18 protein-coding genes are annotated in these 17,346 nt (G+C 35.2%); all 18 read left to right on the top strand.

The window, feature by feature from the left end:
- Positions 1-10 precede the first annotated feature (10 nt).
- Positions 11-1,336, top strand: coding sequence for an NfeD family protein (locus HNQ94_RS13770; RefSeq protein WP_246199913.1), 1,326 nt, complete (start codon positions 11-13; stop codon positions 1,334-1,336).
- A 25-nt stretch (positions 1,337-1,361) separates the two neighbouring features.
- Complete coding sequence (gene floA, locus HNQ94_RS13765) at positions 1,362-2,366, top strand: flotillin-like protein FloA (RefSeq protein WP_174494750.1); 1,005 nt, start codon at positions 1,362-1,364, stop codon at positions 2,364-2,366.
- 26 nt (positions 2,367-2,392) lie between these two features.
- Complete coding sequence (locus HNQ94_RS13760; RefSeq protein ID WP_174494623.1) at positions 2,393-2,836, top strand: YqfB family membrane protein; 444 nt, start codon at positions 2,393-2,395, stop codon at positions 2,834-2,836.
- Positions 2,837-2,913: 77 nt separating this feature from the next.
- Complete coding sequence (yqfC, locus tag HNQ94_RS13755) at positions 2,914-3,195, top strand: sporulation protein YqfC (RefSeq protein ID WP_174494624.1); 282 nt, start codon at positions 2,914-2,916, stop codon at positions 3,193-3,195.
- A gap of 23 nt (positions 3,196-3,218) precedes the next feature.
- On the top strand, positions 3,219-4,448 hold the full coding sequence (gene yqfD / locus HNQ94_RS13750) for a sporulation protein YqfD (RefSeq protein WP_174494625.1): 1,230 nt from the start codon (positions 3,219-3,221) through the stop codon (positions 4,446-4,448).
- A 3-nt stretch (positions 4,449-4,451) separates the two neighbouring features.
- Complete coding sequence (locus tag HNQ94_RS13745) at positions 4,452-5,408, top strand: PhoH family protein (RefSeq protein WP_174494626.1); 957 nt, start codon at positions 4,452-4,454, stop codon at positions 5,406-5,408.
- A gap of 70 nt (positions 5,409-5,478) precedes the next feature.
- The gene (locus HNQ94_RS13740; RefSeq protein ID WP_174494627.1) at positions 5,479-7,632 is read left to right on the top strand and encodes an HD family phosphohydrolase; all 2,154 of its coding nucleotides are present in this window, start codon (positions 5,479-5,481) and stop codon (positions 7,630-7,632) included.
- On the top strand, positions 7,632-8,099 hold the full coding sequence (ybeY, locus tag HNQ94_RS13735) for an rRNA maturation RNase YbeY (protein ID WP_174494628.1): 468 nt from the start codon (positions 7,632-7,634) through the stop codon (positions 8,097-8,099). The genes HNQ94_RS13740 and ybeY overlap by 1 nt, the downstream gene beginning before the upstream one ends.
- Positions 8,074-8,460: a diacylglycerol kinase family protein gene (locus HNQ94_RS13730; RefSeq protein WP_174494629.1), complete on the top strand. Its 387-nt coding sequence runs from the start codon at positions 8,074-8,076 to the stop codon at positions 8,458-8,460. The genes ybeY and HNQ94_RS13730 overlap by 26 nt, the downstream gene beginning before the upstream one ends.
- Positions 8,461-8,785: 325 nt before the next feature.
- Entirely contained in the window at positions 8,786-9,694 is a 909-nt protein-coding gene (gene era, locus HNQ94_RS13725; RefSeq protein ID WP_174494630.1) for a GTPase Era, read from the top strand.
- 212 nt (positions 9,695-9,906) lie between these two features.
- Positions 9,907-10,050 (top strand): YqzL family protein, encoded by a 144-nt coding sequence (locus tag HNQ94_RS13720; protein ID WP_174494631.1) that lies wholly within the window; start codon positions 9,907-9,909, stop codon positions 10,048-10,050.
- 32 nt (positions 10,051-10,082) lie between these two features.
- Positions 10,083-10,841 carry a DNA repair protein RecO gene (gene recO / locus HNQ94_RS13715; protein WP_174494632.1) on the top strand — a complete coding sequence of 253 codons (759 nt, stop codon included), beginning with the start codon at positions 10,083-10,085 and terminating at the stop codon, positions 10,839-10,841.
- A 176-nt stretch (positions 10,842-11,017) separates the two neighbouring features.
- Positions 11,018-11,647, top strand: a complete 630-nt coding sequence (gene ccpN / locus HNQ94_RS13710; protein WP_221452574.1) for a transcriptional regulator CcpN — start codon at positions 11,018-11,020, stop codon at positions 11,645-11,647.
- A 21-nt stretch (positions 11,648-11,668) separates the two neighbouring features.
- On the top strand, positions 11,669-12,478 hold the full coding sequence (locus HNQ94_RS13705; RefSeq protein WP_174494634.1) for a pyruvate, water dikinase regulatory protein: 810 nt from the start codon (positions 11,669-11,671) through the stop codon (positions 12,476-12,478).
- Between the two features lie 601 nt (positions 12,479-13,079).
- Complete coding sequence (dnaG, locus tag HNQ94_RS13700) at positions 13,080-14,891, top strand: DNA primase (RefSeq protein ID WP_174494635.1); 1,812 nt, start codon at positions 13,080-13,082, stop codon at positions 14,889-14,891.
- Positions 14,892-14,916: 25 nt separating this feature from the next.
- Positions 14,917-16,035 carry an RNA polymerase sigma factor RpoD gene (rpoD, locus tag HNQ94_RS13695; RefSeq protein WP_174494636.1) on the top strand — a complete coding sequence of 373 codons (1,119 nt, stop codon included), beginning with the start codon at positions 14,917-14,919 and terminating at the stop codon, positions 16,033-16,035.
- 192 nt (positions 16,036-16,227) lie between these two features.
- Entirely contained in the window at positions 16,228-16,767 is a 540-nt protein-coding gene (locus tag HNQ94_RS13690) for a hypothetical protein (protein WP_174494637.1), read from the top strand.
- Positions 16,768-16,881: 114 nt separating this feature from the next.
- On the top strand, positions 16,882-17,262 hold the full coding sequence (gene cccA / locus HNQ94_RS13685; RefSeq protein ID WP_174494638.1) for a cytochrome c550: 381 nt from the start codon (positions 16,882-16,884) through the stop codon (positions 17,260-17,262).
- Positions 17,263-17,346: the final 84 nt, after the last annotated feature.

Here is a 17,346-nt window from a genome sequence, read left to right as displayed (position 1 = left end):
GGGGGTTCGTATGCGATTAAAGATGGCTAAACGATTATTACCTTTACTTATTCTTCTACTTCTAATAATTCCTTTTTATCAAACTCATGCAGAAAATGGCCAAGGAGATTTGGTTTTATTTGTGCCTATTGAAGATAACGTGGAAAGAGGGTTGGCTTCCTTTCTAGAAAGAAGCATTAAAGAAGCGAGAGAAAAAGGTGTAGATCACATTATATTTGAAATTGATACACCAGGTGGTCGTGTAGATGCTGCTAGTGATATTGCGAAACTACTGCAGACTTTAGATATACCTAATACTGCTTTCATACTTAAACAAGCACTATCAGCCGGTTCTTACATTGCTTTAAATGCTGATAATATTTATATGAAACCAACTGCAACGATGGGTGCCTCCGGCGTGATTACCGCTGACGGTAATGCGGCTGATAAAAAAGCCCAATCTGCTTGGATAGCAGAAATGACTGCTGCAGCAGAACATAATGGAAGGGATCCGCTATATGCCCAAGCGATGGCAGATGCATCTATCCACTTGCCGGAATACCGTGCACACGAAGGGGAATTTTTAACGTTAAGACCTAACGAAGCTGTAGAAGTTGGCTATGCAGAAGGTATACCGGAAGATAGAACAGAATTACTTACGATGTTAAATTTACAAAATGCTCAAATACAGGAAATTGAACCGACATTAGCAGAACAAATTGCCAGATTTATAACAGATCCCGTAGTTGTACCAATTTTGCTTTCTATAGCAAGTTTAGGATTTATTGTCGAACTATACTCCCCAGGTTTTGGACTTCCAGGATCAATGGGACTAATGTCACTAATCTTATTTTTTTATGGTCATATGATTGCAGGTTTGGCAGGATTTGAATCCATCATTTTGCTAGTTCTAGGGATCATTTGTATTGTATTAGAATTCTTTGTTCCAGGTGGAATATTAGGGTTTGTTGGAATAGGCGCCATTTTAGCCTCTCTATTTATGGCCAGTGCTGATGTTGGGCATATGGCAATGAGTGTTGGAATTGCATTAATAGTTTCCATTATTGCTTCCGTTATCTTGTTTAAAACGATAGGCATGGAAAAAGGATTATTTAGACATATCATTTTAAGTGAAGCGACAACGACAGAAAAAGGTTTTGTTTCTACTGTTAATCGTTTAGAATTAATAGGGATGATAGGAACAACTTTAACACCACTTCGTCCTGCTGGTACAGCTGAGTTTGAAGATGAACGACTCGATGTTGTGACAGAAGGTGGTTATGTACAAGCTGGAAAAAGTGTTAAAATTGTCAAGGTTGAAGGTTCACGGATCGTAGTAAGAGAATTATCTAGTTAACTTTTAAGGAGGAAAAGAAATGGAAATGACATTAGAACAATTATTGCCAATTATTTTTATTGGTATTATCGTAATTGCAGTTGCAGTACTTTTTACTTTTATTCCAGTAATGCTATGGATTAGTGCCATTGCAGCTGGTGTGAAAATTAATATCTTCTCACTAGTTGGTATGCGCTTACGTAGAGTTGTACCGAGAATGGTAATTAACCCGTTAATTAAAGCACATAAAGCGGGTGTTGATGTAAATACGAATCAACTAGAGAGTCACTACTTAGCTGGTGGTAATGTTGACAGAGTTGTAAACGCTCTAGTTGCTGCTCAGAGAGCAAATATTGAATTAAGCTTTGAACGTGCTGCGGCAATTGACCTTGCTGGTCGTGACGTATTAGAAGCTGTTCAAATGAGTGTAAATCCGAAAGTAATTGAAACACCATTTATTGCTGGTGTGGCGATGGATGGTATCGAAGTAAAAGCGAAAGCTCGTATTACTGTTCGTGCTAATATAGATCGACTTGTCGGTGGTGCTGGTGAAGAAACGATTATTGCCCGTGTTGGGGAAGGTATTGTTTCGACAATTGGTAGCTCCACGAGTCATACAAAAGTGTTAGAAAATCCGGATTTGATTTCCCAAACTGTTTTAACAAAAGGGTTAGATGCAGGTACAGCCTTTGAAATTCTATCGATTGATATTGCTGATATTGATATCGGTAAAAACATTGGTGCAGCATTGCAAATTGACCAAGCGGAAGCTGACAAAAACATTGCACAGGCTAAAGCCGAAGAACGTCGTGCGATGGCTGTTGCGAAAGAACAAGAAATGGCAGCACGTGTAGAAGAAATGCGTGCAAAAGTAGTGGAAGCAGAAGCAGAAGTACCTCTTGCTATGGCGGAAGCTCTTCGTTCAGGAAATATCGGTGTCATGGATTATCAAAACTTGAAAAACATTATGGCTGATACAGATATGCGTGATATGATTGGTAAATTAAGCAAAACAGAGGACGAGGATTCTAATGGTCCGAAGAAGAAATAAGTTGAACAAAGAGAGGGGGCGTTAACATGGACGGTTTAGCTATTATCATTGCGCTCATCATTGGTGCAATTAGTGCCTTTTCAGGTCAAAAGGATAAAGATCAAAAACAACAAAAACCAAGACCTGTTAATCGACCTAAACCAACCCCTACTCCGTCAGGGAGAACCTATCCTGAAGAAGCTTCTCATGAGAAAACCTCTAGGGAAGTGTATCAGGAGCAGGCGAGAACGACACATCAATACAGCGATGAAATCCAATCATTAGAAATTGGTTCAGGTGAAATAACAGATAAAGGGAGAAAGACCCCCCGCAAAAAAGTCGTTCAACAAAAGAAGGCAAGCGCTTCTATATCGATGAAAAAACAGTTAACAAAGAAACGTATCGCCGAAAGTATTATTATGAGTGAAGTACTAGGACGACCTAGAGCTCATAAACCTTATGATTTTAATTATAAAAATAAATTTAAATAATTAAGAGAGAAGCACGAAATGTAGTGATACATTTCGTGCTTTTTTCATACATATAATTCGAGAAGGGGGCCGTTTCGATGAACAAGTGGCAAGGTCGAATGAAACAATGGGTAGTGAAACAGTTTAATCTACCTGAAGACGTGTTATTTGAACTTCCAAGGATCACAACGATAGGCCAATTGCATGCTTATATTGAGAACCATAAGGGCCTCGTAACATTTACCGAGAAGGAAATATTGCTCAAAATGAAAAAGGGATATGTACGATTAAGAGGAGAGAATTTTGTATTGAAAACAATGCTCCAAGAGGAGATTATCGTTGAAGGTAAGATTAGAGAAGTTCAATACTTAGATGAATAAAAGGCCATTCATGGGGGGATAAAATGAAATTCAAACAAGGATTATTTTTTAAAGGGTATATTACGTTTTATGTGGAGGGAAAAAGGCCTGAAATTTTTTTGAATAAATGCCTAGCAGAAAATATCCCTATATGGGATATTCGTAGGATCAAATCGGACAAGTGTGAAGCAAAGGTACATTTAAAACATTTACGGGATGTAAAAAAAATTAGGAGAATGTTAGGGTACAAAATTTCCTTTAAAGATAAATTTGGACTTCCTTTCATCCTCTCGAAATTAAAAATAAAAAAGCCATTAGTAGTGGGACTTTTTTTAAGTATACTTCTTGTATTTATCCTTTCTAATATTGTTTGGCAAGTTAAAATTGTAGGTGTTTCACCAGAAATGGAGTATAAAATTGAGGAAAGACTTGATGCATATGGCTTGAAAAAAGGGATATTTAAATTCTCCATTGGTTCTATTGATGATATTGAACGAAACATAACAAATGAGTTAAAAGATGTTATGTGGATTGGTATAGAGGAAAAAGGGACAACTTATGTTGTCCAAGGGGTGGAAAAAACAATCGCTGATAAAGAGCAAGACAATACACCACAACACTTAGTTGCAAGAGTGGAAGGAAATATTGTGAGAATGCTTGTGGAAACAGGGGCCCCTCAAGTTTCAGTTGATCAATTTGTGAATAAAGGAGATATTCTTGTTTCTGGAATCATTGGACAAGATCAGTCAGACAATGAGGATGATGATGATGAAAAAGAACAGGATGGGAACCAACAATATGTGCATGCAGAAGGAACCGTTATTGCAGAAACATGGTATACAAGTGAAACAACGGTACCATTGACCTATCAACACGAAACACTTACTGGAGAACAAGATAATCAATATCGTTTAGGTATAGGGAATTTATCATTACCTATTTGGGATATTTTTGCTCCTGATTATAGTCATACGTTAGTGGAAAAAGAAGAGAAGCCCCTCTATTTTCTGAATATGAAACTGCCATTTTCCATTTTGAAAAAAACTATTCATGAAAAAGACATAATTAAGGGGGAGCGTACGGAAAAAAAGGCAATTCAGGAAGGAATAGAGCAAGCAAAAAGAGAACTTAAAAAGCATATAGACTTTGAAGCAAAGATTATCGAAGAGAGAATTTTGCACCAAACTCTCGAGAATGGTAAAGTTAAGTTGAATATTTATTTCAGAGTGCAAGAAAATATTGCTGTACCTCAACCCATTTATCAAGGAGAGTAAAATATGCAGGAAGCTTTACACACAATTGATATTCAACTTGACGATTCCAGTGAAGCAATGGCTTTATTTGGTACTGAAGATCGTCACCTAAAACAAATGGAAGAACTATTACCTATTACGATAGTAACACGTGGACAGAATGTACAAGTATCGGGTAAAGAAGATTATATTAAATTGGTGGAAGAAGTTTTACATGCTACACTAAAAGTGATTAGAAAAGGAATAACTGTATCTGAAAGAGATATCATTTATGGTTTGGAATTAGCTAAATCAGGGAAAATGGAGCAATTTGAAGCTTTGTTTGAAGATGAATTAGCTAAAAATGCAAAAGGAAAATCAATCCGTGTTAAGACTCTAGGTCAACGGGACTACATCACTTCAATCAAAACGAATGATTTAGTATTTGGGATTGGACCTGCTGGTACAGGAAAAACATATCTAGCAGTCGTTATGGCTGTTCAAGCATTAAAAGCTGGGAATGTGAAAAGAATTATTTTGACACGCCCTGCTGTGGAAGCAGGAGAAAGTTTAGGGTTTTTGCCTGGCGATTTAAAGGAAAAGGTCGATCCATATTTGCGTCCATTGTATGATGCCCTACATGATGTAATGGGGACCGAGCACACTGCCAGGTTAATGGAGCGTGGAACAATAGAGGTTGCCCCTTTGGCATATATGCGAGGGAGAACACTAGATGATGCTTTTGTTATTTTAGATGAGGCACAAAACACGACACCTGAGCAAATGAAAATGTTTTTAACAAGACTTGGTTTTGGTTCTAAAATGATCATTAATGGGGATATAACACAAATCGATTTACCTAAAGGGGTTAATTCCGGTTTGAAAGCAGCGGAAAGCCGACTTAGAGAAGTTAAGGGAATTGCTTTTTCATACATGAAACAATCAGACGTAGTAAGGCATCCGTTAGTACAAAAAATAATTGCTGCATATGAACAAGGATAAAAATAGAGAGTAAGACCCTTTAACTGGGTCTTATTTCTATATAAAGACAGTTGAACAGGGGAAGAGGGAAATGAAAAAACAATGGTTTAAGCAAATGAAAAAGCAAGTAAATAAAAGACATTCTTTTATGTGGATGGTTGCGATTATAATAATCATTGGATTGTTCTTTTTTATTATGGCAGCACCTAATGTTCAGCCGAAAGCATATGAAATCGAACGTTTTATGGAAGCAAAAGAAACAATATATTCACCTATCACGGTAGAAGATGAAAAAGAAACCAATGCGAAAATACAAAAAGCAGTACAAGCAGTGGAAGAACAGTATACCGTTTCAAGTAGCATTACAGACGAAAGAGTAGAATATATCCATGAAGTTTTTGAAGCAGCAGACAAAGTGATGGAACGTAAGGTAGACGGGGACGCGGAAGAGAATAAAGAGACAGTAACCGTTTTGAGTCCGTCAGAGAATTTAAAAAAATATGAGGAATTACTCTCGGATGAAATAATAACAAACATTAGCTCAGATGTACTGACAACGATATTAATGACCCCTAAACCAGAAAGAGACGAAGCAGAACGATTTTTGGAAGAAAGTATTAAAGCAGTTATGGTTGATGGGGTGAAGAGTGATAATTTAAACCAAAAGCAAATTGAAATGCGAAGAATTATTTTATACTCTAATTTCACAGGTTCACTACAAAAGGCTTTAACCGATATTGGTGTTTTTGCCATTGAAGAAAATGCGTTTTTTGATGCTGAAAAAACAATGCAGCAACGAAGAGAAGCTGCTAGTCTAGTAGAACCAGTTATGATTCGTGCTGGGGATAAATTGGTCGACAAAGGTGAAACAATTACGAGTGAAATATACGAAGATTTAGGATTAGCAGGTGTATTAAAGGATCAACGAAATTATCTACCATACATAGGTCTAGGGCTATTCACCTTACTATTATGTGGTTTGTTATTATTTGAGTGTTTTAGACAAGAGGATTGGGATAAAAACACCCTCTTTACCGTTTTGTTTATTAGTATTGGATCTATTGCAATCATGAAGGTTTTTAGTTATTTTGACACGAATGAACTTCAGCTTTATTTGGCTATACCGGCAGCTGCTTCCGTGATGATCATAAAGTGGCTTGTCAACGAGAGATTTGCCATTGTAATCGCAACTATATACGCACTGATGGGTACAATCTTATTAAACTTTCAAATGCCTGGTTATTTCAATGTGGAGGCAGGGATTTATATATTAGCTTCCCAATGGGCAGGGATTTATTTCTTTAAGAACAGTAAAGATCGAGGGGAAATTTTAAGAGTCGGATTTGGTGTATTTATGGTAAATGCTATTACCATTACGACTTTCTTACTTATATCCTTTACCCAGATAAACATAAGGGAGCTACTTATTTTATTAGGTTTTGCCCTATGTTCAGCATTTTTGTCTACCGTTCTTACCCTAGGATTAATGCCATTTTTTGAAGCGGGACTAAATATTTTATCAGAATCGAAGCTTTTATCTTTATCTAATCCGAATCATCCTCTACTAAGAAAAATTTTAGTAGAAACACCAGGAACATACCACCACAGCATTATGGTTGCAAACTTGAGTGAAGCTGCTTGTGAAGCAATCGGTGCAAATGGTTTATTAGCAAGAGTTGCGTCCTATTATCATGATATTGGGAAATCCGTCAATCCTCAATATTTCATTGAGAATCAAATGGGTGAGAAAAATCCCCATGATTTACTAAAGCCGGAGCAAAGTGCTAAAATTATTATCAATCACCCATATGATGGTGCATTTTTACTAAAAGAATATAAATTGCCAAAGGAAATAATTGATATCGCCGAACAACACCATGGCAAAACGTTATTAAAGTATTTTTATTATAAAGCAAAAGAGAATAACCCTAATGTAAAGGAAGAACAATATCGTTATCCTGGACCTAAACCTCAAACGAAAGAAGCGGCAATTGTTTGTATTTGTGATTCTGTAGAAGCAGCAGTAAGGTCAATGGGTCAACCATCAATGGATAAAATAGAGGACGTTGTAAAAGCGATCATACATGACCGGCTGACTGATGGACAATTAAATGAATGTCCATTGACTTTACAAGATTTATCACTTATTCAAACAGCTGTTTGTGAAATGCTTAAAGGTATCTTCCATTCTAGAATTGAATACCCAGGAGCAAAATTAGATGAAGTGAAGAAGGAGGCTAATTAATGCAAATTGATTTTCGAGATGACACGAAAGAAGTTCATGAAGATCATGTTAACCTACTAGAGCAATTGTTACAGTTTGCCGCTAAACAAGAAAAACTCCCATTAAGTGCGGAAATGTCTTTATCCTTTGTGGATAATGAGCAAATACAAAGTATTAACCGAAATTATCGACAAAAAGATACACCGACAGATGTTATTTCTTTTGCTATGCAAGAAGAGGGAGAAGGAGAAATGGAAATAGTTGGTGTTGACATGCCTCTCGTTCTTGGAGATATCATTATTTCTGTTGATAAGGCGAAAGAGCAAGCCGAGGAATATGGTCATTCTTTTGAAAGAGAATTAGGATTTTTAGCCTTACATGGTTTTTTACACTTATTAGGATTTGATCATCAAACAGTAGAACAGGAAAAAGAAATGTTTGGGAAGCAAGAGGAAATTTTACATGAGTTCGGGCTTAAAAGAAACTAAAAAAAAGAAAAAAGGAATAGGCTTACGTTATGCTTTAAAAGGCGTTAATTTTGTATGGGCTGAGGAAAAAAATTTTAAAATTCATAGCCTTTCTGCTGTGTGCGTTATCCTTTTAGGATTTCTTTTCCGTTTAAGCAATACCGAGTGGTTATTTTTAATGTTTAGTATTACGATTGTTTTCGTGACCGAAATGCTGAATTCAGCTTTCGAAAGTCTTGTAGACGAGTTATATCCTCATTATCATCCTATAGCAGGAAAAGTGAAGGACATTGCTGCGGGTTCTGTTTTAATTGCAGCAATTGGCGCTGCAATTACTGGTTTCATCATTTTTGTCCCAAAAATAATCTTTCTAATCTTTTAAGGCCTTTTTATAAGGTCTTTTTTTATTACTACTATAAAATGGATTGTAAGACGTTATTGGAAGGCTTCATACGACATTGGTGGGACAAAGGGCTCTGTGGTGCACTACAAAGTTTTTTGCGTCTAAGAGGCTCTCTGTAAGTTCTTAGAGGTTAGCTTATTTTAGAATAAATAAATGTACTTGAAAAAAACTAACTTTATCGAAATATATATTCGAGGATAAATTTTGTTCTAAAAAATGGAGATTTTGTCGATTATATGAAATCAGTTTCAATATGGTGTAAAATAAATGTAGACAAGCAAATGAATGCTGGAGGACTTAATACATGGACAATCAAGAATATCGTTCAGGCTTTATTGCAATAGTTGGGAGACCAAATGTAGGAAAATCAACCTTTATGAATCATGTAATTGGTCAAAAAATTGCCATTATGAGTGATAAGCCACAAACAACTCGCAACAAAATTCAAGGGGTTTTAACGAAAAAGGATGCACAGCTGATTTTTATTGATACACCAGGAATCCATAAACCAAAGCATAAACTTGGTGACTTTATGGTTAAAACCGCAGAACACACATTAAATGAAGTAGACGCGGTATTATTTATGGTTAATGCTGAAGAAGGTTATGGAGCAGGGGATCAATATATTATCGAACGTCTTCAATCTGTAAAAAATCCAGTTTTTCTTGTAATAAATAAAATTGACCAAATACATCCTGACAAGTTATTAGGCCTTATTGACCAGTATCGGGGGAAATTTGACTTTGCTGAAATAGTACCTATTTCTGCCTTAGAAGGAAATAATGTAGAACATTTATTAGAGGTTGTAACTGGTTACCTTCCGGAGGGACCACAATATTATCCTGAAGATCAAATTACGGATCATCCGGAGCGGTTTATTATTAGCGAGCTAATTCGAGAAAAAGTATTACATTTAACCCGTGAAGAGATACCGCATTCTATCGCTGTGGTGATTGATTCTATTGAAGCTCGTGAAGATAAAAAAGTTGTATATGTACAAGCGACCATTATTACAGAAAGACCATCTCAAAAAGGTATTATTATTGGGAAGCAAGGTAGCATGTTAAAACAAGTTGGAAAAATGGCGCGGGAAGATATAGAAGCGTTACTCGGTTCTAAGATTTATTTAGAACTATGGGTAAAGGTCCAAAAAGACTGGAGAAATAAAATGAATCAGCTTAGAGAATATGGTTTTAATCAAGATGAGTATTGATTTTCATAATAGAATGGAAAAATTTTTAATTCATGAACCTGTATTAGTTGGTCAACCTATTAGTAAACCAATTTAAATACTTTACATCATTTACTTAGAATTTAAAGTATAGGTAAGCGTGAGTGGAGTCATTATGATTTAGATTGACTCTGGACTGAAACGTTTTCCAACTAAATTTGGTTCAAAAAAGCAGAAAGGGTGGGTTTCGACATATGATTGATTTTACATGGAAGGTATTCAGTCAAACAGGTAATATAGAAACCTATTTGCTTATGAAAGAATTAGAAGATAATCATAAAGGGACGAATGAACCAAACGGTGATAACAATATGGTGGAATTTGACTCAAATTTTTAGTAGTTAATTGAATAAAGCCAGGTGACAAATAAGTGGAAAAAGTCGAAGGAATTATATTAAAAACTAGGGATTACGGAGAAACACATAAGATAATTTCATTATTTACAAAAGAAAAAGGAAAAATAGGAGTAATTGCACGTGGAGCTAAAAAACCACGAAGTAGAATGGCTGCGTTAACGCAGCCATTCGTTTATGGTACTTTTTTAATACAACCTAGTAAGAACTTAGGAACCCTTTATCAAGGTGAAGTAATAGACTCAATGAGAAAAATTAAAGAAGACATTGTGAAGACAGCCTATGCAGCATATTTAGCGGAATTAACGGATAAAGTCTTAGAGAATCATGTCCCCGATTCTTTTCTATGGGAGCAATTTTTACATACGTTAGAGCGAATGGAAACAGAAGAACATCCAGAAATTATCTCGATGATTTATGAATTGAAAATATTCCAAAAGGGTGGGTTTGCACCAGAACTCAGGCACTGTGTTAGCTGTGGAAGAGAAGATAATATCACCCATTTCTCTGTTGTGGAAGGTGGCTTTTTATGTGCAAGTTGTCACCAGTTAGATTCCAGTGCTACGTTTTTAAACGAACGTTTGTTTAACATTCTGCGAACAATTCGTTTTTCGAAAGTAGAAAACATTGGAAAGGTATCGATGAAAGAAGATAACAAAATAAAGCTAAGAATATTACTGAATGATTACTATGATCGTTATGGTGGTTTTTACTTAAAATCTAGGAAGTTTCTCCAACATTTAGATATGTTCCAAATAAAAAACGAAGATGAATAAGCAAAAGCCTGAAACTATATGTCGGTTTCAGGCTTTTATTTATAAATTTACCATGTTTAAAGTAATTGGAAACCTACTATTTACCCTTATATAAACTTTCTTTTGTGACTAATAGCTATTTAAGCTATAATAATGAAATAAAGTATAACATTATTATTGTAATGAGGGTGAATGATATGGAACTAACACCTCGCCAGGAGCAGATAATACAAATTGTAAAAGATAATGGGCCTATTACAGGAGAAAATATAGCAGAGAAACTTAATCTAACTCGTGCTACCCTTAGACCTGATCTTGCCATTTTAACTATGTCTGGTTTCTTAGATGCAAGACCTAGAGTAGGGTATTTTTTCACTGGTAAATCTGGGACAGAGCTGTTAACAGAAAAACTAAAAAAGATTAAAGTAAAAGACTTTCAATCTATTCCGGTAGTAGTAAGTGAGAATGTGTCTGTTTATGATGCCATTTGTACAATGTTCTTAGAGGATGTTGGTACTTTGTTTGTGGTGAATGAAAAATCACATTTAGTAGGTGTCCTTTCAAGGAAAGACTTACTAAGAGCGAGTATGGGCAAGCAAGATCTTTCCGAAATACCGGTACATATCATAATGACGAGAATGCCAAATATAACAATTTGCGAAAAGGAAGATTTATTGTTAGAGGCTGCACAAAAACTAATTGAAAAACAAATAGATGGCCTACCAGTGGTGCATAAAGTAGAAGATGGATGGGAAGTTGTCGGTAGGCTAACAAAAACAAACGTAACAAAAGTATTAGTTAATATTGGGAGAGATGGACTTATATAATTTTTGGTAAGGAGGAATAGTATGCTAAAACCAATTGTGTATGTCGTATCGGATTCAGTTGGAGAAACAGCTGAGCTAGTTGTGAAAGCATCTTTAAGTCAATTTAACAATAGTAGTTTTCATATTCAACGGATACCATATGTTGATGATGAAGGGACAATATTAGAAACTATAGAACAAGCACAAGCAATTAAAGCGATGATTGGTTACACCCTTGTCAAGCCAGAATTAAGGGAATTTATAAGATTAGAGACCCAAAAACGTAATATTGTATCCATTGATATTATGGGACCAATGATTGATGGGATGACAAGACACCTTAACCAAGTGCCTAGGTTAGAGCCGGGGTTGGTACATAAACTAGACGAAGATTATTTTAAACGCATTGAAGCGGTTGAGTTTGCTGTTAAATATGATGATGGTAGGGATCCAAGAGGTATTTTACGTGCAGATATAATATTAATAGGTGTTTCAAGAACATCAAAGACACCCTTGTCACAGTTTTTAGCACATAAAAAATATAAGGTCGCTAATGTTCCGATTGTACCTGAGGTAGAGCCACCTGAAGAATTATTTAAAGTGGATCCGAATAAATGTATTGCCTTAAAAATTAATCCTGAAAAACTAAATCACATTCGTAAAGAGCGACTTATAGCGTTGGGATTAAATGCAACTGCTACTTATGCAAATATGGAAAGAATAAAAAATGAATTAGAATTTTTTAATCGAGTAGTAGATAAATTAGGTTGTAAGGTAATTGATGTTTCAAACAAAGCCGTGGAAGAAACAGCAACAATTGTCCAAGAAATGCTAAGAAACCAAGGACAGTAAAAGAAGTTTGGTTAGGATTATTCCTGCCAAACTTCTTTTATTTATATTAGATGGTAAAAGGAAAATGATAGCTTTTTTCACTTAACTATATTATAATTATTTTTTGTGAAAAAAAGTAATACGTTTAGAATTCATCTTACTCGAATAAAATAATAGTAATTAAAAAATAATGTATAAAGGAAGGAATCAACCTATATTTGTCGAAGTAAATTATGGTATGATGAAAAATCTTGTAAAGATGAAGTGAAAATTGAATAAAAGATTTATGCCTTAGAAACCTTCTATTACCAGTTCACTACATAATATTCAAGCCCTTAACATACTAATAAACATAAAAATCTGTAAATAGAAGTTAATTGGTTATAGTTTTGTTATTATCTTAATTTGTTCCATACAGTTACCTCAATGTTTGTCCATTCAACAGAAAGGGTAAAATAATCAATAAAACGAACAAAATAAGCAGTTATATCGATGAACAACCAGGTCCATCATCTTTAAAAAACATAAATAGTGAAAGTTTTTTCGACTTTTTCAAAAAAAATGTCGATAAATGAAGGGATTTAATTTAATTTCTAGAATAACTTAGAACATGGTGATGGAAATGCCCGAACAAGTTCCTGAAAAGTTTATAGATGAACTTAGGTCTGATAGTGATATCGTTGAGGTTGTAAGTGAGTTTGTACAACTAAAAAAGCAGGGGCGTAACTATTTAGGGTTATGTCCTTTTCATAGTGAAAATACTCCATCTTTTTCTGTTTCTCCTGATAAGCAAATTTTTCGCTGCTTTGGATGTGGGAAAGGTGGTAATGTAATAACTTTCATTATGGAAATAGAAGGAGTTTCTTTTTTTGAAGCTCTTTCCATCCTTGCTACTCAAACAGGAAAGACGATGCCTGAAAATATCGCATCAAATCAAAAACCTTCCTTAAGTGAAGAAGCACAAAATATTTTAGATGCTCATGAATGGGTGTCAAAATTATACCATCATTTACTTAAACATACAAAAGAAGGTAAGCAAGGCAATGAGTACATGAGAAATCGAGGTATTTTAGATGAAACAATTGACGCATTCCAAATAGGTTTTGCTCCAAATGTTGAAAATTTCACCGCCTCATTTCTAGAAAAAAAAGGCTTTCATTTGCAAACAATGGTGAAAGCAGGTTTATTAACTGCTCAGATGGAACAAGTTTATAAAGATAGGTTTCGCGGAAGAGTTATTTTTCCAATTCGAAATCACCAAGGAAAGACAGTGGCTTTCGGTGGCCGAATTATAGATAATGGTGAACCAAAATATTTAAACAGCCCCGAAACAGAAATTTTTCATAAAGGGAAAATATTTTACAACTTTGATCTTGCCCGGAACCATATCCGTAAAACTGGGGAAGTCATATTATTTGAAGGCTATTTGGATGTTATAGCTGCCTACCAAGCAGGTATAAAAAATGGGGTTGCAACTTTAGGGACTTCTTTAACAGAAGCACAGGCAAAATTGTTAAAGCGATATGTTGACACTGTAATCATTTGTTATGATGCCGATCGAGCAGGTTTGGAAGCAACAAATAAGGCAGCGAAGCTTCTTCAACAATCTGGCTGTACTGTAAAAGTTGCAAAATTAAAACAAGGCATGGACCCAGACGATTATATTAGAGCATATGGTAATGAAAGTTTTCATAAACACGTTATTGAAGCCAGTGTAACGTATATGTCCTTTCACCTTGATTATTTAAAGAAAGATTTTAACCTTCAAGTAGATAGTGACCGATTAGAGTATATAGAAAGGGCACTAGATGAAATTGCGAAAATTCAAAAACCAATTGAAAGAGATCACTATGTAAAAGATTTAGGAGAAAGTTTTGAAATTTCCAATGAAGTATTACAGCAGGAAATTGCATATAGAAGAAGGAAGATAGATAAACACAAGGATAAACAGGAAGTTCAAAGACATACTATTGATAAGAAAAATATACGAACTTCTGAAAAATTGTATCCGGCGTACCAAAATGCAGAACGTCATCTTCTAGCATTAATGTTAAAAAATAGCAGCATTGCCGAAAAAGTGCAAAATGAACTGGGAAGCACATTTTCCCTTACAAATCATCAGGTATTAGTTACTTATCTTTACGCATATTATGAAGAAAATCACGAACCAGATGTGAGTCGCTTTATTGAGTATCTCCCTGAATCAGATTTGAAAAATTTAGCCGCACAAATAGCAATGTTAGCCGTTTCTGAAAATGTTTCTGACCGGGAAATTAATGATTATATCAATGCCGTCAAAGGTGAACACCTTAACAAAGAAATACACCTTCTAGAAAAAGAACAAAAAGAGGCAGAAAGAACTAATGATCCGGTTGAAGCAGCAAAAATTGCAATGAAAATACTAAACATCAAAAAAGAATGGAAGCATAGGTGAAGGAAGTTTGGAAGGAGGGGTACCTATGGCAGAAAAGCCATCTCGTTCAAAAGCTGCAGATCAAGAATTGACAGTAGAACAAGTAAAAGAACAATTAGTGGAAGTTGGTAAAAAACGAGGCGTTTTAGCCTATGAAGAAGTGGCAGATCGTCTTGCACAATATGAACTAGATTCCGATCAAATGGATGAATTTTACGAATTTTTAGGGGACCAAGGTATCGAAGTGATAGGTGATAATGAAGAGGATCCTAATATGCAACAAATAGCAAAAGAAGAAGAGTTTGATTTAAATGATTTAAGTGTACCACCTGGAGTGAAAATAAACGATCCTGTTCGAATGTACCTAAAAGAGATTGGCCGAGTTGATTTATTATCAGCTGAGGAAGAAATAAACTTAGCAAAGAGAATTGAACAAGGCCAAGACGAAGCAAAACGTCGGTTAGCTGAAGCTAACTTACGATTAGTTGTTAGTATTGCAAAAAGATATGTTGGTCGCGGAATGTTATTCTTAGACTTAATCCAAGAAGGTAATATGGGCTTAATTAAAGCCGTAGAGAAATTTGATTATAGAAAAGGTTACAAGTTCAGTACCTATGCAACTTGGTGGATTCGTCAGGCAATTACAAGAGCGATTGCTGACCAGGCACGTACAATCAGGATTCCAGTTCACATGGTAGAGACTATTAACAAACTTATTCGTGTACAAAGACAATTGTTGCAGGATTTAGGACGTGAACCTTTACCAGAAGAGATTGCGAAAGAAATGGATTTAACTCCAGATAAAGTTCGTGAAATTTTGAAAATTGCTCAAGAGCCAGTTTCATTAGAAACGCCAATTGGGGAAGAAGATGATTCCCATTTAGGTGACTTTATTGAAGACCAAGAGGCGACATCGCCTTCTGATCACGCTGCATATGAACTCTTAAAAGAACAGCTTGAAGACGTATTAGATACTTTAACAGATAGAGAAGAAAACGTTTTAAGACTACGTTTTGGTTTAGATGACGGACGAACACGCACATTAGAAGAAGTAGGGAAAGTATTCGGTGTAACACGTGAACGAATTCGTCAAATTGAAGCCAAGGCTTTAAGAAAACTAAGACACCCAAGTCGTAGCAAACGATTAAAGGATTTTCTTGAATAAGGATATGATTTTCCTCACAGTCGTTATACAAATTGTTGTGTAACGGCTGTGCGTTTTTTATTTGGTTTTTCGTATCTCGTGAAGTGTTTTTCATGAAATCACGATTAGGAATATACATAAGGCTATTAGGCAATTACCAGTGCCTAAAGGCTAGGAAGCCAGCCAAGTTTTTTTACCTTAAGGGGCGAGAATATGAATCAAGAACGTAAAAAGGTCATTCTTGATGAAATTCAGTACTGGAAAAGTAATCGGCTTTTACCGAAAGAATACTGTGACTTCCTACTTGCACTTTATACGCAAGGTGAAGGTGTGAAAACAAATGCGAAACAAAAAAGTTTTCTTTCCAACAATATCTTTCTTTTATTAGATATACTTTTATTGTTGATTTTGTTACCGGTTTCATTTCTTATTATTTATTTTACTGAAATTAATATCGGTTTGCAAATGGCCATAATATTTTTATTTCTACTCATATCAATCACACATTTTTATTTTTTCAATAAGAAAAACTCAATTTATTCCCAGCTCGCACTTATAGTTACGTTATTAATTTTATTTTTAGTCACTGTTTTTGTTTCCCAAAGATACGTATTGATTGATTTTGTAGTATATGCTACTGTATCTTTGAACTGTATGCTATGGATTTTGATAGGAATGTTGAAAAAGTATTATTATTTAGTTGCGGGAGGATTAATTGGCTTATTGATGCTAACTTTTTTCTTTCTTCAATAAAAATTCATTTATTTTCCCTTTTCTATCTAGAATTTTTCAAGTAAAATATGTATAGTTTGTTAATACTTAAAATGAGTAGGCATACGAGGGGATTACATAAGGAGGAAAACAATTATGAAAAAGAATCCAGTTATACCCTACGCTCTTATTGGTGCATTAGGTATTTTAGCAATGATTGTACTAGCATCTATAGGAGTAAATCAAATGGATGAAGTTCGTGGTGGTCATGGAGAAGAAGAACCTGCTGGAGAACAAGCTGGTGGTGGAGAAACTGATCCTGAAAAAATTTATCAAAATAGCTGCCTTTCATGTCATGGTGGTGACTTAGAAGGTTCTGGTATAGCTCCAGCGTTAAATACCGTTGGTGGTACCTTAAGTAAAGAAGAAATAGAAAATATAATTAATAATGGAGTACCTGGTACTGCGATGCAAGGCGGTTTTGTTGATACAGAACAGGCTAGTATTTTGGCTGAATGGTTAGCTGAAAAGAAATAGTGTTATTAGGAAGAGCTTTCTTTTAAGAAGGCTTTTCTTTTTCAAACTTATAAAAAATAACGTGGTTTACACGAAGAAGCTAAC

Origin of the sequence: Salirhabdus euzebyi (genome assembly GCF_014207435.1) — a bacterium.
GTDB classification, from domain to species: Bacteria; Bacillota; Bacilli; order Bacillales; family Alkalibacillaceae; genus Salirhabdus; species Salirhabdus euzebyi.
Note: the sequence above shows the minus strand (reverse complement) of the source record. Positions and strands in the feature narration are given on the sequence as shown.